Source organism: Streptomyces sp. NBC_01237 (assembly GCF_035917275.1).
Lineage (GTDB): Bacteria > Actinomycetota > Actinomycetes > Streptomycetales > Streptomycetaceae > Streptomyces.
The window spans coordinates 5,817,757-5,837,596 of the sequence record NZ_CP108508.1 but is presented as its reverse complement, the minus strand read 5'-3'; the positions used below and the strand labels follow the sequence as shown (position 1 = coordinate 5,837,596).

The following is a 19,840-nucleotide window of genomic DNA, read 5'->3' as shown; positions in this document are numbered from 1 at the left end:
CAGGCAGGTACATGACAAATCAGCCAACGGAGGGCCACACTTTCTGCGCCACCGGTGGTCGGCCTGCCGTGCTGCCAGCCGAAACTTTGACCGATCCATGGCAAACCCACAAGGGTGCCTTGGGACACGCAATGCACTCGACATTCATCTGCCATCCGCCTGACATGCTGGCGGGCATGGCCACGTATCTCTGCCCGCAGGACGGGACCCGCACCGCCGACACCGATCTGACCTGGTGCTGCCCGGTCTGCCGGGGCCCCTGGGACCTCGACTTCGACCCGCCGCGGGCATCGGCCGGGCTCTCGCTCGACTCCCTTGCCGGGCGCGTTAATTCACTGTGGCGTTACGAAGAGGTACTGCCCCTCTCCGCCCCCGCGGTCTCCCTCGGCGAGGGCCGCACCCCGCTCGTCCCGCTCACGGACACCGTCTCGGCCAAACTCGACTTCCTGATGCCGACGCTCTCGTTCAAGGACCGCGGCGCGGTGATGCTCGCGGAACTCGCCCGCCGGCTGAACCCCGCCCGCGTCGTCGCGGACAGCAGCGGGAACGCGGGCACGGCCGTCGCCGCGTACTGCGCGCGGGCCTCCCTGCCCTGCACGGTGTACGTCCCCGAAGGGACCTCCGCGAAGAAGACCGAACAGATCCGGGCCCACGGCGCCCGGCTGGAGACCGTCCCCGGCGACCGGGAGGCCACGGCGCTGGCGGCCCGCGCCGCCGCCGGCGAACCCGGCACCTTCTACGCCTCGCACGTCTTCAACCCGTACTTCCTGCACGGCACGAAGACGTACGTGTACGAACTGTGGGAGGACCTGGGCGGCCGACTGCCGGACGCGATCGCCGTCCCCGTGGGCAACGGCACCCTGCTCCTCGGCGCGGCCCTCGCCACCGCCGAACTCCACGCCCTGGGACTCATCGAGCGGCGCCCGGCCCTGATCGCCGTCCAGGCGGAGGCGGTCTCCCCGCTGGCCTCCGCGTTCCACGCGGGCGCACCGGAGCTGCCCGCCGCCGCCACCGGCACGGCCCCCACCCTCGCGGAGGGCATCGCCATCCCCCGCCCGCCGCGCGCCCGCCAGATCCTCGCGGCCGTCCGCGCGTCGGGCGGCACCTTCCTCACCGTGTCGGAGGACCGGATCCGGGACGCCCAACTGGACCTGGCGGCACGGGGGTTCTACGTGGAGACGACCGGGGTGGCCTGCTGGGCCGCGGTGGGCGGCTGGACGGACCGCAGCGTCGTCGTACCGCTGTGCGGCGCGGGCCTCAAGACGGGCCTGGCAGCACCGCGCGAGTGACGGGAGCGGGGGGGTGATCGCCGGTCGGTCCGGTACACGTCCCGGCGAGGACGCGCCCCGCAGGCGTCCCGTACGCGGAGTACCCGACGAAGCCCCCCTCCGCTGCCCCCCTCCGCTGCTCCGCTCCTCTGCTCCATCCGGCGCTTCGTCGTGCGGCCGTGGGCCGATCGCGCGCGCCGCGCACCCGCCCGCGCCACCGTCTTCCCTACCTTCGTACGGTGAGCCTCTCGCGCATCCCTCTCCTCGCGTCCTTGGCCGCGGCCGCCCTGATCGCGCCGCTGCCGCCCCTCTCGCACGCGGCGGAACTCCCGCACGGCGCCGCCCCGCCCCCGGCCTGCGGCCGGACGGGTGATCAGGACGCCTCCTGGGCGCCGACGTCCACCCGCTTCGGTGAGGCCGAGGGCTACGACCCCTATGTCGGCAACGGTTACCTCGGACACCGGGTGCCCGCGACCGGCGCCGGATACGACGCCCGGAGCGAGAAGACCGGCTGGCCCCTGTACACCCCCCGCTACGACGGCGCCTTCGTCTCCGGGCTGTACGCCAGGGAGCAGGGCACCGCCGAGGGCCGCGAGGTCGTCGCCGCCCTGCCGAGCTGGACGAACCTCGACGTGCGCGTCGGCGAGGAGACCTACGGCACCGGCACACCGGCCGGCCGGATCTCGGACTACCGCCAGACCGTGTTCCTGGCCTGCGGACTGGTCCGTACGTCGCTGCGCTGGACCACCGCCGACGGCCGGGCGACCGACCTGACGTACGAGGTGCTGACCGACCGCTCCGACGTGCACACCGGCGCCGTACGCCTGCGCATGACCCCGCACTGGAGCGGCACGGCGACCATCACCGGACGGCTGGACGAGCGGGGCGCACGCCGGGTCACGGTCGCCGCGGACGGCACGTTCCGCACCCTGGGGACCGGGACGGAGGGGGCCATCGCGCAGACCATGCGGCGCGGCGCGGGCGTCGTGGAAACGCTGCGGCCGGAGTCCGGGAAGCCCCCGCGGCCCACTCCGGTACGGGACGGTGCCACGTACACCTTCGAGAAGTACGTCGGCGTGGACACCGCGCTCACCTCCCGCACCCCGGCGGCGTCCGCCCGCGACGCCGCGCACCGCGCGGCCCGGCGCGGCTGGGCGGGTGTCCTCGCGGAGAACGCCGCGGCGTGGCGGCGGGACTGGGCCTTCGACGTGAGCGTGCCGGGCCGCCCCGAACTCCAGGGATGGCTGCGCTCCGCACAGTACGGACTGCTCGCGAGCAGCCGCACCGGCTCCTCGGACAGCATCGCCCCGGCCGGTCTGACCAGCGACAACTACGCGGGCATGGTGTTCTGGGACGCCGAGACCTGGATGTACCCCGGGCTGCTGGCCACCCGCCCCGCACTCGCCCGTTCGGTCGTCGAGTACCGCTACCGCACGCGTGACGCCGCCCGCGCGAACGCGAAGAAGCTCGGTTACGAGGGCCTGTTCTACCCCTGGACCAGCGCGAGCAGGGGCCGGCTCGACTCCGAGTGCCAGAGCTGGGACCCGCCGCACTGCCTGACCCAGAACCACCTCCAGGGCGATATCGCGCTGGCCGTCTGGCAGTACTACCTGGCCACCGGCGACCGCGACTGGCTCGCGACGCGCGGCTGGCCGCTGCTCAAGGGCATCGCCGACTTCTGGCGTTCGCGTGCCACCGGGAACAGCGACGGCAGCTATTCCGTGCGGAACGTGGCGGGCCCGGACGAGTACAGCAACGGGGTCACCGACGGGGTCTTCACCAACGCGGTCGCCGTCACCGCCCTGCGCCACGCGACCCGCGCCGCCGAACTCCTCGGTCACCCGGCGCCCGCCGCCTGGGCGCGGGTCGCGGACGGTCTCCGCATCCCGTACGACGCGGAGCGGAAGATCTTCCTCCAGTACGCGGGTTACCGCGGCTCGACCATCAAGCAGGCGGACACGGTGCTGCTGATCTATCCGCTGGAGTGGCCGATGGAGCCGGGCGCGGCCGCCGCCACGCTCGACTACTACGCCGCCCGGACCGATCCGGACGGTCCCGCGATGACCGACTCGGTGCACGCGATCGACGCCGCCACGATCGGGGCCGCGGGCTGTGCGACGTACACCTACCTCCAGCGCGCCGTGCGCCCCTTCGTCCGCGGTCCGTACGCCCTGTTCTCCGAGGCGCGCGGCGAGAAGTCCGGTGCGCAGGACCCTCTTTCGGGCTTCCCCGCCGAGGATTTCCTCACCGGCAAGGGGGGCTTCCTCCAGGTGTTCACGCACGGCCTGACCGGGCTGCGGCTGCGGGAGGACGGGGTGCGGCTCGACCCGATGCTGCCGCCGCAGCTGCACGAGGGCGTCACGCTGACGGGCCTGCACTATCAGGGCCGTACGTACGACGTGGCCATCGGCGCCCGGACGAGCACGGTACGGCTGACGTCGGGGGCCCCGTTCACCGTCCACACCCCGGCGGGCCCGCGGCGGCTGTCCACCACCCTCACCCTGCCGACCCGCCGCCCCGACCTGACCCCGACGGCCGACGCGGCACGCTGCCGCCCGGCGACGGCCACCTCCGAAAGCCCCGGCCTGTACGCGGAGGCGGCGGTGGACGGCAGCCCGGCGACGTTCTGGTCACCCGTCGGGGCGACGGGCTCCCTGACGGTGGACCTGGGGCGGGAGCGCCGGGTCACCTCCGTCGTACCGGACTGGAGTGACGTACCGCCCCTCTCGCACCGCCTGGAGACCTCGCTCGACGGCCGGTTCTGGCGGCCGTACCTGGCCGGGGACAACGCCCGGAAGGTACGGGTGTCGGTCACGTCGGACAACGCGGACAAGCCCGCGGGGATCACCGAACTCCGGGTCGGCACGACGCGCTGAACCGCTCCGGACGCGGGAGGCGGGGGCAGGCGCGGACGCGGGCCGGTTCCGGAGCCGGCTCACCGCCGTCCGGGGGTCGACGGGCGACGCGTCGGCCCTTGCGCCACTCCCGCCGCGGAGGTCCGGCCCCCGGCCCCCGTGACCGACGTACAGAACCAGCCGTATCTGACCTCTTGTCACACAGATCGTTTCTGCCTACCTTCTGGATCAGCACCTTGACTCAGCGGGCTCACCGGCCCCGGCCGGTCACGTCCCGCACCATCAGCACATGCTCGACGAGACACGGAGGCGTCACATGCCCATAGCCATGCTGGAACTCCCGAAGGTCGACCAGTTCCGCGACGCGGGACCGCTGGAACTCGACGACGAGGCAATCGTGTTCGAGGACGACGACCGGAGCGACCGCGAGCACACCGCGTGTCTCTCCGATCCCTGGGTCACCGCCACCACCCGCTTCAGCTGCGACAAGAACTCCTAGCGGTGGCCGAGTCCATCGCCGGCCCCGGCAGACCGTCGGACGACACATGGTCGTACCTGAACGATCCGCGGATGCCGGCGATGGACCACGGCTGGAAGCTGCACATCTCGGCCCGCCCCGGCGATCTGGAGGACGTGGCCGCTCTGGTACTGCCGGTACTGCGGCGGCATGTCTGTCACGCGAAGTTCGCCAAGGATCCGGAGACGCTGCGGGCCATCAATTCCGGGGTGTCGAGCGCGGGCGTCGTCGGCAAGGCGATCACGGTCTACCCGCTGCCCGGCACCGTGGTCGAGATCGCCGGGGAACTCGTCGCCGTACTGCGCGGCCGGGAGGGCCCACAGGTCGTCAGCGACCGGCGGGTTGATCCGCAGGCCCCCGTCTACTACCGCTACGGACCCTTCACGGGCGACTACCGGACCGGCCGGAGCGGGCGGCTGGAGTCGGTCATGACCGGACCCGACGGGCAGGTCTTCGACGGACTGGCCGACGGTTCGTACCGCTGCCCGCCCTGGGCCGAGGACCCCTTCGCGAGCGAATCCGGACGCGGCGGCAAACGGTCCTCACGCGAATTCGGCGGCGGACGCTACACGGTGACCGCCGGCATCGTGCGCAAACCGCAGGGGAACGTCTACCGCGCCGTCGACCGGCTCTCCGGGCGGCCGGTGGTGGTCAAGCAGGCGAGGGCCTTCGTGGCCGAGGACGAGTCCGGTACGGACACCCGTGACCGGCTGCGCAATGAACGCACGGTCCTTGAGGCACTGGACTCCGTCGCGGGTGTGCCCCGCGGGCTGGACTACTTCCGGCACCGTACGGACGAGTACCTGGTGATGAGCAGCTGCGGCGAACGGGACCTGCGCCGGGACGTCCAGGACAACGGCCCCTACCGGGACGACGACGCTCACGCATCCCGCACGCTTTCCGGTCTCGCCACCGGGCTGCTGCGCATAGTGGACGACATCCACGGCCGTGGCGTGGTCATCCGCGATCTCAAGCCCAACAACGTGGTCCTCGACGACGCGGGGCGCTGCCACGTGATCGACTTCGGGATCAGCGAGCTGGCCGGGGTCGGCCCGAGCGGCGCGACCCCCGGCTACAGCGCACCGGTCCTGCGGGAAGCGGGACCGGCCGATCCCGCCGACGACTACTACGCGCTGGGCGCGACCCTGTTCTTCGCCGCCACCGGGCTGGACCCGGTGATCGTGGACCCCGACGACGCGGTGAACCGGGAGCGGACCCTCGACGGCCTGGCATGGGCGCTGCCCGGCCACGGTCACCGGGAGCTGCGGGCCTCGATCGCCGGGCTGATGAGCTTGGACGCGTCCGTACGCACCACGGTCGCCACCGGTCTCCGCACGTCCGTACGCACCACGGTCGCCGCCCGGCTCCGCACCGGGGCGCCCCGTGCCTCCGGACCGTCCCGGCGACCCCGGCCGCCCCGGCTCGACGACGGCCTGCTCCAGGAGATCATCGAGCACACCACCGCGTACTGCGCCGACGAGGCACGCAGGATCGCGGACCCGGTACAGGCCGCCCGCTCGAACATCCCGACGCCGATCGATGTCTACGGCGGCAGCTCGGGGCTGGGACTGGAACTGCTCCACCATCTCCACCGCCCCCGGGTGCGCGAGACGGTCGACGCACTGGCGCGGTGGACGGCGCAACAGTCCCGGACCATGTCACCGGGCTTCTACTCGGGCCGGACCGGCGTCGAGGTGTTCCTCGCGGAGGCACATACGGCGACAAACACGACAGCGCCGTACGTCCACCACTCCGCCCACCGAACCCACCCGGCGCTGCCCACCCGGACGCCGGACGGCGGACTCCCCGAAGCGGACCTGATCGAGGGCGCCGCCGGAATCGGCCTCGGCCGGCTCCGGCTCGCCCGGCACGCCCTCACGGCAGGCGACCGCCACGCCGCCGACCGGCACCTCGCCATCGCCACCGAATGCGCCCGGATGTGGGCGTCGGGCGAAGCCCGGCTGACGCCCACCGGCTCCGGCACACCGGGCGGCGCCGCACTCCGCGAAGGCTTCGCACACGGGGAGGCGGGCGTCGCCCATTTCCTGCTGGAATACGGCAGCGCGACGGGCGACCCGGCCGCCATCGCCGGATCAGGGGAGGCCTGCGCACGCCTCGCCTCGGTCACACCCGGCATCATCGCGGCGGCGTCCGGACCCCGGGCGACACGCCGCTACGGCTCATGGTGCCGTGGCCTCGCCGGAATCGGCGCCGTACTCGCCCGGTCCGCCGCCCGCCTCGACGAACCCGACCACCTGGCCCTCGCGGAACAGGCCGCCCGCACCTGCGCCGCACTGGCACCGCGCATGCCGCTGGTCACGCAGTGCTGCGGGCTGGCCGGAGTCGGCGACTTCCTGCTGGACATGGCGAAGGCGTCCTCATCCGCATCCGAGGAGTTCCGGGCCGCCGCCGAAACCGTCGCCATGATCATCCTGAGCCGCAGCGGCGGCACCCGGCCCCACCCCGTCTTCCCGGACACCGGCCTGACCGGCCCGAGCGCCACCTGGGCCGGCGGCTCCGCCGGAGTCCTCGGCTTCTTCAGACGCCTGCACGACGGGGGCGGCCCCCGCCTCGGCCTGCTGGACTGACCGCTCGCACGGCGAACCGGAGCGTCCGCACCAGAGCAGTGCCCCGCAGAAGCACCGACCCGACCAGGCCCGGGGAAGCCGCACCTCAACGGCTCAGGCGTGTCGACCCTGACAAGGGATCACCCTTGACCTCTTCAGGCGAGCATCCCGCGCACACTCTTGAGCCGGAACGCGCAGTACTCCCAGCTCCATCCCCGAAGAGACACCTCACGCGACCCCCGCAGCAGGACCCTCCGCATCCGGAACAACCAGCTCGCGCTCCGACACCTTGATATCGCCCAGCGCGTTCTCGTATGCCCTGAGCAGTCGGCGGGCGTTCGCGGGCGAGCGCAGCAGGTACGAGCCCTCGCGCAGCGACGCGTGGTCCTCGGCCGAGACGAGCACGGCATTGCCGTGCTCGGAGACGATCTCGATGGCCTCGTGATCGTCGTTGACCTTCTTGATCAACGGAAAGAGAGCGTTGTGGGCTTCGCTCGCGGATATGGACATGACCTGCCCCCTCCATCGCGTGGTACCGGACAACGTACGGCTCCCGGCGTCCTCCCGAGGCCGAACGACTGCTGAAGCGGCAGCGTCCCAGCACGGGAAACAGCCAGGGGCCCGGCTCCGAAGAGACGGACCCCGACTGGACCGCACGTCCACCCGGACGGCAGCGAGGCGCCGAGCCACCCGCTCACACGTTGAACCGGAAGGCCGAGCCACGATCCAGACCGATACGACCGCCGGTAGGATTGGCGCCATGAGCGGTAGCAGAAAGTACTCCATCAGCTTGCCTGAGGACCTCGCCGAGGCCGTACGCGCCCATGTCGGGCCCGGCGGCTTCTCCGCCTACGTCGCCGAAGCCCTGGAACAACGGGTCGCCATGGACAAGCTTCGGGAGATCGTCGCCGACTTCGAGACCGACAACGACGAGCTCACCCGCGAGGAGGTCGAGGCCGCCCGCGCGCTGCTGCGCCATGACCACCGTCAGGTCGGCGGTGCCGCCGCCTGATGCCCGGCACCCTGCTGCTCGACAGCGAAGGACTCTCCAAGCTCTACCGCAAGGACCGCACTGTCGTAGCGCTGGTCCAAGCGGCGTCAGAGGAGGGCATCCGCGTGGTCACCAGCGCCATGACCACTCTTGAGGCCGATTATGAGCGGATCCACCCGGCCCGCATCAAGTGGGTCCTCTCCCGCGTCGACGTTCACGACGTCACCAGAGAGGTCACCGACGACGCCGCCGCCCTCCTTCGCGTCCATCATCTCCACGGCCACAAGTACGCCATCGATGCGGCCTTCGCCGTCATCGCGCGTAACGCGGCCCAGCCGGTCACCGTCCTCACTTCCGACCCCGAGGACCTGACGCTCCTGTGCGGCCCTTCCGTAGAGGTCGTCAAGGTCTGAAGCACGCCGGCCGCAGCCACGCCGGTCAGGCCGGCAGTCAGCCACAGCACCTCGCCGACGAGGACTTCCCGCGGACAGACGCCTGCGCCCGGCCCGCCAACGAGCGGGCCGGGCGTCGCCTTGATGGAACGTCACACGTTGAAGCGGAACTCCACCACGTCGCCGTCCTGCATGACGTACTCCTTGCCCTCCATGCGGGCCTTGCCCTTGGCGCGGGCCTCGGCGACCGAGCCTGTCTCGACCAGGTCGTCGAAGGAGATGATCTCGGCCTTGATGAAGCCCTTCTGGAAGTCGGTGTGGATCACACCGGCCGCCTCGGGGGCCGTGGCGCCCTTCTTGATCGTCCAGGCGCGGGCTTCCTTCGGGCCTGCCGTGAGGTAGGTCTGGAGGCCCAGGGTGTCGAAGCCGACGCGGCCGAGGGTGGCCAGGCCGGGCTCTTCCTGGCCCATGGACTGGAGGAGTTCCAGGGCCTCGTCGTCGTCCAGCTCGATCAGCTCGGACTCGATCTTGGCGTTCAGGAAGATCGCCTCGGCGGGGGCGACCAGGGCGCGCTGCTCGTTCTTGAAGTCCTCGTCGACCAGTTCGTCCTCGTCGACGTTGAAGACGTACAGGAAGGGCTTGGTGGTGAGGAGGTGCAGCTCGTGGAGGAGCCGGCCCTTCTCGGTGCCCGCCGTGATGCCCGCGGAGAAGAGGGTCTCGCCGGACTCCAGGATCTTCTGGGCCTCCTCGACGGCCGCGAGAACCGCCACCTTCTCCTTCTGGAGGCGGGACTCCTTCGTCAGGCGCGGGACGGCCTTCTCGACGGACTGGAGGTCGGCCAGGATCAGCTCGGTGTTGATCGTCTCGATGTCGTCCTTGGGCGAGACCTTGCCGTCGACGTGGACGACGTTCTCGTCCTTGAACGCGCGGATGACCTGGCAGATCGCGTCGGACTCGCGGATGTTCGCGAGGAACTTGTTGCCCAGGCCCTCGCCCTCGCTCGCGCCGCGCACGATGCCCGCGATGTCCACGAAGTCGACGGTGGCCGGGAGGAGCTTCTGCGAGTTGAAGATCTCCGCGAGCGTGTTCAGGCGCGGGTCCGGGACGCCGACCACACCGACGTTCGGCTCGATCGTGGCGAACGGGTAGTTGGCCGCCAGCACGTCGTTCTTGGTCAGGGCGTTGAACAGGGTCGACTTGCCGACATTCGGCAGACCGACGATTCCGATCGTGAGCGACACTTTGGCGACTTCCTGGAGTGAGGAGGTGAGGAGGGGTCGTGCTGTTCGGGCCGGGCCTCGGAGCGGACACCGATTCTCCAGTTTACGGGCGGCGGCGGGCGGCCCGTCACGGGTCCGTCGCGGCCCTGCCCCGGCCCGGTCGGGGGGTACGTCGCGGGTGCGTCGGGGGTACGTCCCCGGGTCCTGCCCGGTCGGCGGCCGGGACGGGTCGAACAGGGCGGGATTCGGCCGTGTGACATCGAACTCAACCCCAAGGTCGGCCAAAGCGCGTGTCCAACGCCTGCTTCTTCCCGCCTCCCGACCTACGTTGTGCACGTGGAGCAGCACAAGACACGTACCCCGCAGCGCAGGCAGCCCCAGCAGGCTCCGCCGGCCCCGTCCCCGCAGGGCGCCCCCGGCGAGAGTGCCGCCGTCTACCGGGTGGTGGGTGCGCCCGCGGTCCGGGCGCGCACCCTGCCGCCCGTGGTGCTCGCCCTGCGCAGGTTCCCCAATCCCCGGCTGACGGGCATCGGGGCGGGTCTCTTCGCCGCCCTCACCATGTTCGTGCTGGCCTGCGTCGACCGGCTGCTCCTGGACAGCTCGGAAGTCGTGTTCGGGCTGCTGTTCCTGCCGGTCAGCGCGCTGACCGCGCTCTGGGTGCGGCCCGCGGACCTTGTCACCGCGCCGATCAGCGTGCCGATCGCCTTCGCCGTCGGCGTCATCCCCGTCGCCGGGGGCAGCGGCGGTCTGGGCGGGCAGACGATGGCCGTCGTCACCGCGCTCGCCGTCCATGCGGGCTGGCTGTACGGCGGCACCCTCATCGCCGGAAGCATCGCGAGCGTCCGCAAGGTCCGGCACATGCGGGCGCGACGGCGTCAGCCGGCGCAGTCCGCCCCGTCGGCCCCGCACGCGCAGCCCGTGGCCGTCCGCGGCGCGAAGGCCGCCGCGGGCGGAGCGCGCCGCCCCCGGCGCCCGTAGGTCCGGAGCCTCGGCGGGGCGGCTACCTGCCCGCCGCCGCCATCGCCGCGCCCACGATCCCCGCGTTGTTCTGCAGCTCCGCCGGGACCATCTCGGCCCGTACGTGTTCGATCAGCGGCAGGAACTTGTCCGACTTGCGGCTGACCCCGCCGCCGATGATGAACAGCTCGGGCGAGAACAGCATCTCCACATGGGCCAGGTACTTCTGCACCCGGTGCGCCCAGTGGTGCCAGCTGAGGTCCTCGTCCTCCTTGGCCTTCGTGGAGGCGTGCTTCTCCGCGTCGTGGCCGTGCAGCTCCAGGTGGCCCAGCTCGGTGTTGGGGACGAGCCGGCCGTCCGTGAAGACCGCGCTGCCGATGCCCGTACCGAAGGTGAGCATGATGACGGTGCCCTTGCGGCCCCGGCCCGCGCCGAACGACATCTCGGCGATGCCCGCCGCGTCGGCGTCGTTGAGGATCGTGACGGGCTGCCCGATCCGCTCGCCGAGCAGCGTGCCGGCGTCCGTGTCGATCCAGCCCTTGTCGACATTGGCCGCGGTGCGGGTGATGCCGTCGGTGACGACGCCCGGGAAGGTGATGCCGACCGGTCCCGACCAGTCGAAGTGGCCGACGACCTCGGCCACGCAGTCGGCCACGCCCTTGGGCGTGGCCGGGTGCGGTGTCAGTACTTTGTGGCGCTCCTGCGCCAGGTCTCCGCGGTCCAGGTCCACGGGAGCGCCCTTGATCCCGGATCCGCCGATGTCCACGCCGAAGATCTGCATGGCAACCACCGTACGGGCAGCTCGGGCACCTCGCCCGGCTACTCGGCGGAAAGGGCGGCCGCCTCGGCCCGCAGATCGCGGCGGAGCTCCTTGGGCAGCGAGAAGGTGATCGACTCGTCCGCCGTCTTCACCGTCTCGACGTCGCCGTAACCCCGCTCGCCGAGCCATTCCAGTACCCCGTCGACCAGCACGTCGGGGACCGAGGCGCCCGAGGTGAGGCCGACCGTGGTGACGCCCTCCAGCCAGGCCTCGTCGATCTCGTCGGCGAAGTCCACCAGATGCGCGGCGGGGGCGCCCGCGTCCAGGGCGACCTCCACCATGCGGATGGAGTTCGAGGAGTTCTTGGAGCCGACGACGATGACCAGCTCGGCGTCCTCGGCCAGCTTCTTCACCGCGATCTGGCGGTTCTGCGTGGCGTAGCAGATGTCGTCGCTGGGCGGCGAGAGGAGGTTGGGGAACTTCTCCTTGATGGCGCTGACCGTCTCCATCGTCTCGTCGACCGAGAGAGTGGTCTGCGAGAGCCAGACGACCTTCGACTCGTCGCGGACCCGCACGTTCGCCACGTCCTCGGGGCCGTCGACCAGCGTGATGTGGTCCGGCGCCTCACCGCTCGTGCCGATGACTTCCTCGTGGCCCTCGTGGCCGATCAGGAGGATGTCGTAGTCCTCCTTGGCGTACCGGACGGCTTCCTTGTGGACCTTGGTGACCAGGGGGCACGTGGCGTCGATGGTGGCGAGCCCGCGCTCGGCGGCCTCGGCGTGGACGGTCGGCGCGACGCCGTGCGCGGAGAACATCACGATGGAGCCCTCGGGGACCTCCGCGGTGACGTCGACGAAGATCGCACCCTTCTTCTCCAGGGTCTGCACGACGTACTTGTTGTGCACGATCTCGTGGCGCACGTAGATCGGGGCCCCGTACTGCTCCAGAGCCTTCTCGACGGCGATCACGGCACGGTCCACGCCCGCGCAGTAGCCACGGGGAGCGGCGAGCAGGACACGGCGGGCAGGAGTTGCAGTCATGCGTCCCATCGTAAGGCCGTACCGAACAGGCGCCGGTACGGCCGGGTCGGGAGACTGTTGGCGACGTGGATGTGCACGGACGGCGATGGAGGTCGGATGTCGGCGAGCAGCAGCACGGAACGGCCCACCCTGCGGCGCACGCTCGGCTTCCGGGACCTGGTGGTCTACGGCCTGCTGTTCATCGCCCCCATGGCCCCGGTCGGCGTGTTCGGCACACTCGACGCGAAGTCGGACGGCGCGGTCGCCCTGGTCTACGTGGTGGCGACCGTCGTCATGGCGTTCACCGCCTACAGCTACGCCCAGATGGTGCGGGTCGCTCCACTGGCGGGTTCGGTCTTCGCCTATGCCCGCAAGGGGCTCGGGGAAGGGCCCGGGTTCATCGCCGGGTGGATGGCGATGCTCGACTATCTGCTGATTCCGGCGGTCGCCTACCTCTTCTCCGGGATCGCGATGAACGCGCTGGTCCCCGAGGTGTCGCGGTGGGTGTGGACGACGATCGCGGTCGTGGTGACCACCCTCCTCAACCTGTGGGGCGTTCGGGCCGCCGCCCGGGTCGGCTTCGCCGTGCTGGCCATGGAGATCGTGGTGCTGCTGGTGTTCCTGGTGTCGGCGGTGGTGGTGCTCGTGCGCGACGGCGCGCAGCGCGGCTGGCTGTCGCCGCTCACCGGCGATTCCGGGTTCTCGATGACGGCGGTGATGGGGGCCGTGTCCGTGGCCGTGCTCTCCTATCTGGGGTTCGACGCGATCGCCTCGTTCGCCGAGGAGGTGACCGGCGGCTCGGCGAAGGTGGCGCGTGCGCTGTTGTTCTGCCTGGTCCTCGCGGGCGTGCTGTTCATCGCGCAGTCCTATCTGGCCGCGCTGCTGGAGCCGGTCAGCTCGGCGGAGCTGGCGGCCGATCCGGCGAAGCAGGGGTCCGCGTTCTACGACGCGGTGGATGCCTCCGTCGGGAGCTGGCTGCACGATCTGGTGGCGGTCAGCAAGGCGATCGGCGCCGCGTTCGCCGCGCTGGCGGGGCAGGCGGCCGCGGGGCGGCTGGTGTTCGCGATGGCGCGGGAGCGGCGGCTGCCGCCGTTCCTGGCGAGGGTCGACGCGAAGTCCGGGGTGCCGCGGGTCGCGATCCTGGGTGCGGCGGTCGTGACGCTGGTGGCCGCGGTGTGGGCGGCCCGGCGCGACGACGGCCTGGATCATCTGGTGTCGGTCGTGGACGTGGGCGCGCTGACGGCGTTCGTGCTGCTGCACGCGTCGGTGGTCGGCTGGTTCGCCGTACGCCGGATGGAGGGCGAACCCAGCTGGTGGCGCCATGTCCTGATCCCGGTGGTCGGTGCGGCGGTGCTGATCGCGGTGATCGTGGAGGCGACGACGAGCGCGCAGGTGGTCGGGCTGTGCTGGCTGGCGGTGGGGCTCGTGGTGCTCGCGGTGCAGTGGGGGCGGCGGCGTCCGGGGGCCGGGGTCGGTGGGGCGGATCCGATGGAGAGGGAGTCGGGCGGCCCGGGAGCGGGGTGAGCGGCTGCCGCCGGTCGAGCGGGGAGGCGTGCGGGGTGGCCCCGCTGTGGGGCGGCGCCTTGCGGTGGGGCGCGCCACGGGTGGCCGAGCCCGTGAACCGGGGGCTTCCCGTCGTGCTGCCCGCCCCTCCTGTCGGCGCCTGCCGATACGCTCGTCCGCATGGCTCTCAACACATCCGCGGAAGCGCCGCTGCCCGTCGGTGAGGTGTCACGGCTCATCGGGGGGTGGATCGACCGGCTCGGGGCGATCTGGGTCGAGGGGCAGATCACCCAGCTGTCGCGGCGGCCCGGTGCCGGAGTCGTCTTTCTGACCCTGCGCGATCCGTCCCACGACATCTCCGTGAGCGTCACCTGCTACCGGCAGGTCTTCGACCGCATCGCGGATGTCGTGACGGAGGGTGCGCGGGTCGTGGTCCTCGCCAAGCCCGAGTGGTACGCGCCCCGGGGGCAGCTGTCCCTGCGGGCGACGGAGATACGGCCGGTGGGCATCGGGGAGCTGCTGGTCCGGCTGGAGCAGCTGAAGAAGTCGCTCGCCTCGGAGGGGCTCTTCGCGCTGGACCGCAAGAAGCCGTTGCCGTTCCTGCCGCAGCTGATCGGGCTGGTCTGCGGGCGCGCCTCGGCGGCCGAGCGCGATGTCCTGGAGAACGCCCGGCGCCGCTGGCCCGCCGTGCGGTTCGAGGTGCGCAACACCGCGGTGCAGGGCGTGCACGCGGTGAACCAGGTGGTCAAGGCCGTCGAGGAGCTCGATGCCCTGGACGAGGTCGATGTGATCGTGGTCGCCCGGGGCGGCGGCAGTGTGGAGGACCTGCTGCCGTTCTCCGACGAGCAGTTGATCCGGGCGGTGGCCGCGTGCCGTACGCCGGTGGTCTCCGCGATCGGGCACGAGCCGGACTCCCCGCTGCTCGACCTGGTGGCGGACCTGCGGGCGTCGACGCCGACGGACGCGGCGAAGAAGGTCGTACCGGACGTGGGCGAGGAGCTGGACCGGGTGCAGCAGTTGCGGGACCGGGCGCTGCGCACCGTACGGGGCATGCTCGACCGGGAGGAGCGGGGGCTGGCGCACGCGCTGGGCCGCCCGTCGATGGAGCACCCCCAGCGGCTGGTGGACGAGCGGGCCGCCGAGGTGGACGCGTTGGCCGGGCGGAGCCGCCGGGTGCTCGGGCATCTGCTGGACCGGGCCGATTCGGAGCTCGCGCACACCCGGGCCCGGGTGGTCTCGCTGTCACCCGCCGCCACCCTGGAGCGGGGTTACGCGGTGCTCCAGCGGCCCGACGGCCATGTGGTGCGCTCCCCCGCCGACGCCGGTGCGCCCGGCGAGCCGCTGCGGGCGCGGGTGTCGGAGGGCGAGTTCACCGTACGGGTGGAGGGGTGACCGGTACGGGACCCGCGGCACCCGGCCGGGCACGTACGGGTCACGCGGATCCCGGCCCCGCGGGTACGGGTTCCGTGGGGTCCGCTCACGGTGTTTTCTCAGCTCACGAATAGGGTGGATCACATGACGGACGACGGGACGGCGACGGCTGCCGCGGCAGGCACGCTCGGGTACGAGCAGGCGCGGGACGAGCTGATCGAGGTCGTGCGCCGCCTGGAGGCGGGCGGCACGACGCTGGAGGAGTCGTTGGCCCTGTGGGAGCGGGGCGAGGAGCTGGCGAAGGTGTGCCGGCACTGGCTGGAGGGTGCCCGCGCCCGACTGGACGCGGCCCTGGCCCGCCCGGAGGAGCCCGCGCGGGACCCGGGCGCCGACGACTGAGGCGTCCACCGGGCGCGCCGTACGCGGACAGGCCCATCGGCCGGCCGCTCGGCTCCTGTACCGCGGGGGCTCCGCTGCGCGGCCCCGCTGTGGGTGGACCTGCCCTGGAGTGGCCCTGCCGTGGAGTAGCCCCGCTGTGGGGTGGCTCACTCCCGCCCCGTTTTAGTTGAAAGTTAACCTACCTCTCCGTTACGGTGATCTCATCGCTTGATCCCCCTGTTCGTCCGGAAGGTAATTCGCAAGATGTCGCTCGCTCTTGACCCCGCCGCCCAGGACCTCCTCTTCCGTGAGGCCCGCACCGCCAACACGTTCACCGACGAGCCGGTGACCGATGAGCAGGTCCAGGCGATCTACGACCTGGTCAAGTACGGCCCCACGGCCTTCAACCAGTCGCCGCTGCGCGTCATCCTGGTCCGCTCCGCCGAGGGTCGCGAGCGCCTCGTCCAGCACATGGCCGAGGGCAACCGGCCGAAGACCGCCACCGCCCCGCTCGTCGCGATCCTCGTCGCCGACAACGAGTTCCACGAGGAGCTGCCGGCCCTGCTGCCGCACTTCCCGCAGGCCAAGGACGCGTTCTTCTCCGAGCGCCCGGTCCGCGAGTCGGCCGCCCTCCTCAACGCCGCGCTGCAGTCCGCGTACTTCATCATCGGTGTCCGCGCCGCCGGTCTGGCCGCCGGCCCGATGACCGGTTACGACGCCGCGGGCATCCAGAAGGAGTTCCTGGACGACGACCACGTCCCGCTGATGGTCATCAACATCGGCAAGCCGGGCGAGGACGCCTGGTTCCCCCGTTCGCCGCGTCTGTCGTACGACGAGGTCGTCACGACCATCTGATCCCGCGACTTCCGCGCATGCGGCGATCGCCCGCGGAAAGCCGCTTGTACATGCGCCCGGCCAGGGATTCCCGGCCGGGCGCTGTGCGTGTGCGGCCGGGAGCGCCGCGGGGGTGCCGTCAGCCGGTCGCGGCCGTCTCCCGGGGGCGTCAGGTCAGGGGGTGGTCTTCAGGGCCGCGGCCATCTCCACGAGCCGCCCCTTGGGTGCCGAGCCCGTGACCACCGTGGTCGAGCCCTTCTCCTGCAGGACGAGGGCGTCGTACTTCGGCCCTTCCCAGTGCTCCCACGCGCGGCCCGCGACATCCTCGGTGCGCCCGGTGTTCCTGGCGTCCCGGCTGACCTCGGGGACGTACTTCTTGGCCGGGGTCGTGGACTGCTCGACCGCGACGTACCTGCCGTCCGGGTCGAGGAAGCCGAGGTGCCAGCTGTCCCCCGCCTTGCGCTCGTACGAGACGGAGGTCGACTTCCAGTCCTTCGCCAGGCCGTCCGGCGCGGCCACCGGATAGGGCGCCGCCCGCCTCGCCGTGGCGAGTTCCACCCTGAAGTCGACGGCCTTGATCGGATCGGCCTTGTCGTCGTGCGGGATGAACACGTAGATGCCGCCCGCGACGGCGGTGATCACCATCATCGACAGGAACATGTCCCGGACCGTCTGCTTGCCTCGCTTGCTCGCCACGGGGTCAATGGTGGCATGGGCCTCTTCACGACCGGCCACGGGGAGGCTGCTCATACGTGACCCGCCCTGCTCATTTTATCGACCTACCGATAGAGTCGCAGCACCCTCTTTTCCGGTCGTCGCCGTACAGAAAGGTGCGCTCCGATGTCCGAGCATCATCTGCCGTCCCAGCTAGAGGTCTCCCCGGAGGCCCCCGACCGCAACCTGGCCCTGGAGCTGGTCCGGGTCACCGAGGCCGCCGCCATGGCAGCCGGGCGCTGGGTCGGCCGCGGCGACAAGATCGGCGCCGACGGCGCCGCCGTGAAGGCCATGCGGACCCTCGTCTCCACCGTCTCGATGAACGGCGTCGTCGTCATCGGTGAGGGCGAGAAGGACGAAGCGCCCATGCTGTTCAACGGCGAGCGCGTCGGCGACGGCACCGGCCCCGAGGTCGACATCGCCGTCGACCCGATCGACGGCACCACGCTCAACGCCAAGGGCATGCCGAACGCGATCGCCGTCCTGGCCGCCGCCGACCGCGGCGCCATGTTCGACCCGTCCGCCGTCTTCTACATGGACAAGCTGGTCACGGGCCCCGAGGCCGCGGACTTCGTGGACATCAACGCGCCCGTGTCGGTGAACATCCGGCGTGTCGCGAGGGCGAAGAACTCGATGCCCGAGGACGTCACCGTCGTCATCCTCGACCGCCCCCGCCACGAGGGCATCGTCAAGGAGATCCGGGAGACGGGCGCCCGGATCAAGTTCATCTCCGACGGCGATGTCGCGGGCTCGATCATGGCGGCCCGCGAGGGCACCGGCGTCGATCTGCTGATGGGCATCGGCGGCACACCCGAGGGCATCATCTCGGCCTGCGCCATAAAGTGCCTCGGCGGTGTCATCCAGGGCAAGCTGTGGCCCAAGGACGAGGCCGAGCGTCAGCGTGCGCTGGACGCCGGGCACGACCTGGACCGGGTGCTGTCGACCGACGACCTGGTCAGCGGCGACAACGTGTTCTTCGTGGCGACCGGTATCACCGACGGTGAACTCATGCGCGGTGTGCGGTACCGCGCGGAGACGGCGACCACCGAGTCGATCGTCATGCGTTCGAAGTCGGGCACGATCCGGAAGATCGACTCGACCCACCGGCTGTCGAAGCTGCGCGCCTACAGCGCGATCGACTTCGACCGCGCCCAGTAGGGTCCGCCCGCGCGGAGAACAGTGCGACGGGAACATGGGTGAGGGGGCTGCCGGCCGGCAGCCCCCTCACCCATGTTCCTCAGCCCGCTGCGGCTATCTGTTCCGCCGGCGCCGCCGACGTGAGCTCTATCTCGCGCCTACGGCGCCGGGCGAGCACCACGCGGCGTTCCGCGGCGGTCAGGCCGCCCCACACCCCGTACGGCTCGGGTTGCATCAAGGCGTGCTCCTGGCACGCCACCATCACCGGACAGCGGGCGCATACGCGTTTGGCGGCCTCCTCGCGGGACAGTCGGGCAGCAGTCGGCTCCTTCGACGGGGCGAAGAACAACCCGGCTTCGTCCCGGCGGCACACCGCCTCCGAATGCCAGGGTCCCGCCTGGTCTTCCCGAGCGGGAGTGCGCTGGGGAGGAACGGCGACGACCTGCAGAGTCTGATGCGGCGGTTGCAGCACGGTCTACTCCTGACGACGGCTTCGCGAGCGAGAGACGATGCAGCATTCCCTACCCGCTGTGCGCGTGCCTAAGCGCTGCGTGGCACAGGCTTCCGGGGCGCGCAATTGCACCCGCGGCGCACTTTGGCCGGATCCCGAAGCCCGTCCGCCACCGCCGCTCAGCGGCCGAGGTGTTTGCGCAGTTGGTCGTGGAGGTCGGCAATGAACTTGCCCCGCTTGGGCTTTGCTTCCACGTTTCCGAAGACGGAATAGCCGTTCACCACGACGACCGGTGCTTCCGGATCTGCGGATTCCAGTGTCACCACTTCGAAATTACCGAAAACACCCGTCCCGCTGCCGCGCAGCGAGATGTTCTGCGGCACCTTGATCTCGACACTGCCGAAGATGGACGTCGCGTTGATGACGGTGAGCCGTTGGCCGAAAAGAGCCTCCGTCAGATCGATCTCCACGGTGCCGAACAGCGCGAAGGCGTTCGTACGGCCACCGACCCGCCAACGCCCTTTCCTGGTCGAGCTGGAGAAGATCGCCACGAGGTTGTCGGCCGGCCCGGCCGGGCCCTCGGGGCCGTAGGCGTAGGGCCGCGCACCGGACTGCGGGGCGGTGACGCCGGGCGCGGGCAGGTCGCGGACCAGCGGTTCGAGTTCACCGAGGGTCTTGGCGCGGTACACCAGGTCGATCCGCTCGGCGTGCTCCTCGGCGGTCAGCCGGCCCTCGGCCATGGCGTCCCGCAGGATGTCCGCGATCCGGTCGCGGTCGGCGTCGGAGGCTCGGATACCGGTCGGTGCGGGTTCAGCCGGGGCGACGGGCTGCTGGGGCTGCTTTTCGAGGTCCACCGATCCAGCGTACCCAAACGCGATAGATCGCGACTAGGGGCAGTCCGGGCGA

Annotated in this window: 19 protein-coding genes; 12 read left to right on the top strand and 7 right to left on the bottom strand. The window is 71.2% G+C overall.

Annotation, left to right across the window (positions count from 1 at the left end; translation table 11 throughout):
* Nucleotides 1-176 precede the first annotated feature (176 nt).
* The 4 genes from OG251_RS26140 (at nucleotide 177) to lanL (ending at nucleotide 7,228) form a co-directional block, all read left to right on the top strand.
* Nucleotides 177-1,289, top strand: coding sequence for a threonine synthase (locus OG251_RS26140; RefSeq protein WP_326679414.1), 1,113 nt, complete (start codon nucleotides 177-179; stop codon nucleotides 1,287-1,289).
* 218 nt (nucleotides 1,290-1,507) lie between these two features.
* Entirely contained in the window at nucleotides 1,508-4,144 is a 2,637-nt protein-coding gene (locus OG251_RS26135) for a discoidin domain-containing protein (RefSeq protein ID WP_326679413.1), read from the top strand.
* A 295-nt stretch (nucleotides 4,145-4,439) separates the two neighbouring features.
* Nucleotides 4,440-4,622: an SflA family class IV lanthipeptide gene (locus OG251_RS26130; protein ID WP_073718075.1), complete on the top strand. Its 183-nt coding sequence runs from the start codon at nucleotides 4,440-4,442 to the stop codon at nucleotides 4,620-4,622.
* 2 nt (nucleotides 4,623-4,624) lie between these two features.
* Nucleotides 4,625-7,228 carry a class IV lanthionine synthetase LanL gene (gene lanL / locus OG251_RS26125; protein ID WP_326679412.1) on the top strand — a complete coding sequence of 868 codons (2,604 nt, stop codon included), beginning with the start codon at nucleotides 4,625-4,627 and terminating at the stop codon, nucleotides 7,226-7,228.
* A gap of 207 nt (nucleotides 7,229-7,435) precedes the next feature.
* On the opposite strand, the gene OG251_RS26120 is transcribed toward lanL, so the two are convergent.
* Nucleotides 7,436-7,717 carry a type II toxin-antitoxin system Phd/YefM family antitoxin gene (locus OG251_RS26120; protein WP_326679411.1) on the bottom strand — a complete coding sequence of 94 codons (282 nt, stop codon included), beginning with the start codon at nucleotides 7,715-7,717 and terminating at the stop codon, nucleotides 7,436-7,438.
* Between the two features lie 250 nt (nucleotides 7,718-7,967).
* Between OG251_RS26120 and OG251_RS26115 the strand changes: the two genes are divergently transcribed.
* Together OG251_RS26115 and OG251_RS26110 are read left to right on the top strand one after the other, a co-directional pair.
* Nucleotides 7,968-8,219 (top strand): hypothetical protein, encoded by a 252-nt coding sequence (locus tag OG251_RS26115; protein WP_166027784.1) that lies wholly within the window; start codon nucleotides 7,968-7,970, stop codon nucleotides 8,217-8,219.
* The gene (locus tag OG251_RS26110) at nucleotides 8,219-8,611 is read left to right on the top strand and encodes a DNA-binding protein (RefSeq protein ID WP_326679410.1); all 393 of its coding nucleotides are present in this window, start codon (nucleotides 8,219-8,221) and stop codon (nucleotides 8,609-8,611) included. Before OG251_RS26115 ends, OG251_RS26110 begins: the two co-directional genes overlap by 1 nt.
* A 131-nt stretch (nucleotides 8,612-8,742) precedes the next feature.
* Here the strand turns inward: OG251_RS26110 and ychF are convergent, their stop codons facing one another.
* Entirely contained in the window at nucleotides 8,743-9,831 is a 1,089-nt protein-coding gene (ychF, locus tag OG251_RS26105; RefSeq protein ID WP_326679409.1) for a redox-regulated ATPase YchF, read from the bottom strand.
* 315 nt (nucleotides 9,832-10,146) lie between these two features.
* On the opposite strand from ychF, the gene OG251_RS26100 reads away from it, so the two are divergent.
* Entirely contained in the window at nucleotides 10,147-10,788 is a 642-nt protein-coding gene (locus OG251_RS26100) for a DUF6542 domain-containing protein (RefSeq protein ID WP_442818379.1), read from the top strand.
* Between the two features lie 22 nt (nucleotides 10,789-10,810).
* Here OG251_RS26100 and ppgK read toward each other — a convergent pair whose 3' ends face one another.
* Both ppgK and OG251_RS26090 read right to left on the bottom strand, forming a co-directional pair.
* Complete coding sequence (ppgK, locus tag OG251_RS26095) at nucleotides 10,811-11,548, bottom strand: polyphosphate--glucose phosphotransferase (protein WP_326679408.1); 738 nt, start codon at nucleotides 11,546-11,548, stop codon at nucleotides 10,811-10,813.
* A gap of 38 nt (nucleotides 11,549-11,586) precedes the next feature.
* Entirely contained in the window at nucleotides 11,587-12,576 is a 990-nt protein-coding gene (locus tag OG251_RS26090) for a 4-hydroxy-3-methylbut-2-enyl diphosphate reductase (protein ID WP_326679407.1), read from the bottom strand.
* Nucleotides 12,577-12,663: 87 nt separating this feature from the next.
* Here OG251_RS26090 and OG251_RS26085 point away from each other — a divergent pair, with 87 nt between their 5' ends.
* The 4 genes from OG251_RS26085 (at nucleotide 12,664) to OG251_RS26070 (ending at nucleotide 16,653) form a co-directional block, all read left to right on the top strand.
* Nucleotides 12,664-14,070, top strand: a complete 1,407-nt coding sequence (locus OG251_RS26085) for an APC family permease (RefSeq protein WP_326679406.1) — start codon at nucleotides 12,664-12,666, stop codon at nucleotides 14,068-14,070.
* A 159-nt stretch (nucleotides 14,071-14,229) separates the two neighbouring features.
* On the top strand, nucleotides 14,230-15,441 hold the full coding sequence (xseA, locus tag OG251_RS26080; protein WP_073718086.1) for an exodeoxyribonuclease VII large subunit: 1,212 nt from the start codon (nucleotides 14,230-14,232) through the stop codon (nucleotides 15,439-15,441).
* 123 nt (nucleotides 15,442-15,564) lie between these two features.
* A complete protein-coding gene (locus OG251_RS26075; RefSeq protein ID WP_326679405.1) occupies nucleotides 15,565-15,819 on the top strand; it encodes an exodeoxyribonuclease VII small subunit in 255 nt (84 codons plus the stop codon).
* 243 nt (nucleotides 15,820-16,062) lie between these two features.
* Entirely contained in the window at nucleotides 16,063-16,653 is a 591-nt protein-coding gene (locus OG251_RS26070) for a malonic semialdehyde reductase (protein ID WP_326679404.1), read from the top strand.
* Between the two features lie 153 nt (nucleotides 16,654-16,806).
* On the opposite strand, the gene OG251_RS26065 is transcribed toward OG251_RS26070, so the two are convergent.
* On the bottom strand, nucleotides 16,807-17,328 hold the full coding sequence (locus OG251_RS26065; protein ID WP_326679403.1) for a DUF4245 domain-containing protein: 522 nt from the start codon (nucleotides 17,326-17,328) through the stop codon (nucleotides 16,807-16,809).
* Nucleotides 17,329-17,472: 144 nt separating this feature from the next.
* Here OG251_RS26065 and glpX point away from each other — a divergent pair, with 144 nt between their 5' ends.
* Nucleotides 17,473-18,504, top strand: coding sequence for a class II fructose-bisphosphatase (glpX, locus tag OG251_RS26060; protein WP_326679402.1), 1,032 nt, complete (start codon nucleotides 17,473-17,475; stop codon nucleotides 18,502-18,504).
* Between the two features lie 79 nt (nucleotides 18,505-18,583).
* On the opposite strand, the gene OG251_RS26055 is transcribed toward glpX, so the two are convergent.
* The gene (locus OG251_RS26055; RefSeq protein ID WP_326679401.1) at nucleotides 18,584-18,955 is read right to left on the bottom strand and encodes a WhiB family transcriptional regulator; all 372 of its coding nucleotides are present in this window, start codon (nucleotides 18,953-18,955) and stop codon (nucleotides 18,584-18,586) included.
* A gap of 158 nt (nucleotides 18,956-19,113) precedes the next feature.
* The gene (locus OG251_RS26050; RefSeq protein WP_326679400.1) at nucleotides 19,114-19,788 is read right to left on the bottom strand and encodes a DUF1707 SHOCT-like domain-containing protein; all 675 of its coding nucleotides are present in this window, start codon (nucleotides 19,786-19,788) and stop codon (nucleotides 19,114-19,116) included.
* Between the last annotated feature and the right edge of the window lie 52 nt (nucleotides 19,789-19,840).

Bases quoted from the DNA above. Each gene is read 5' to 3' on its own strand.
- OG251_RS26140 (WP_326679414.1), top strand. From the start codon at position 177: ATGGCCACGTATCTCTGCCCGCAGGACGGGACCCGCACCGCCGACACC.
- OG251_RS26130 (WP_073718075.1), top strand. From the start codon at position 4,440: ATGCCCATAGCCATGCTGGAACTCCCGAAGGTCGACCAGTTCCGCGAC.
- OG251_RS26120 (WP_326679411.1), bottom strand. From the start codon at position 7,717: ATGTCCATATCCGCGAGCGAAGCCCACAACGCTCTCTTTCCGTTGATC.
- OG251_RS26115 (WP_166027784.1), top strand. From the start codon at position 7,968: ATGAGCGGTAGCAGAAAGTACTCCATCAGCTTGCCTGAGGACCTCGCC.
- OG251_RS26110 (WP_326679410.1), top strand. From the start codon at position 8,219: ATGCCCGGCACCCTGCTGCTCGACAGCGAAGGACTCTCCAAGCTCTAC.
- ppgK (WP_326679408.1), bottom strand. From the start codon at position 11,548: ATGCAGATCTTCGGCGTGGACATCGGCGGATCCGGGATCAAGGGCGCT.
- OG251_RS26090 (WP_326679407.1), bottom strand. From the start codon at position 12,576: ATGGGACGCATGACTGCAACTCCTGCCCGCCGTGTCCTGCTCGCCGCT.
- OG251_RS26085 (WP_326679406.1), top strand. From the start codon at position 12,664: ATGTCGGCGAGCAGCAGCACGGAACGGCCCACCCTGCGGCGCACGCTC.
- xseA (WP_073718086.1), top strand. From the start codon at position 14,230: ATGGCTCTCAACACATCCGCGGAAGCGCCGCTGCCCGTCGGTGAGGTG.
- OG251_RS26075 (WP_326679405.1), top strand. From the start codon at position 15,565: ATGACGGACGACGGGACGGCGACGGCTGCCGCGGCAGGCACGCTCGGG.
- OG251_RS26070 (WP_326679404.1), top strand. From the start codon at position 16,063: ATGTCGCTCGCTCTTGACCCCGCCGCCCAGGACCTCCTCTTCCGTGAG.
- glpX (WP_326679402.1), top strand. From the start codon at position 17,473: ATGTCCGAGCATCATCTGCCGTCCCAGCTAGAGGTCTCCCCGGAGGCC.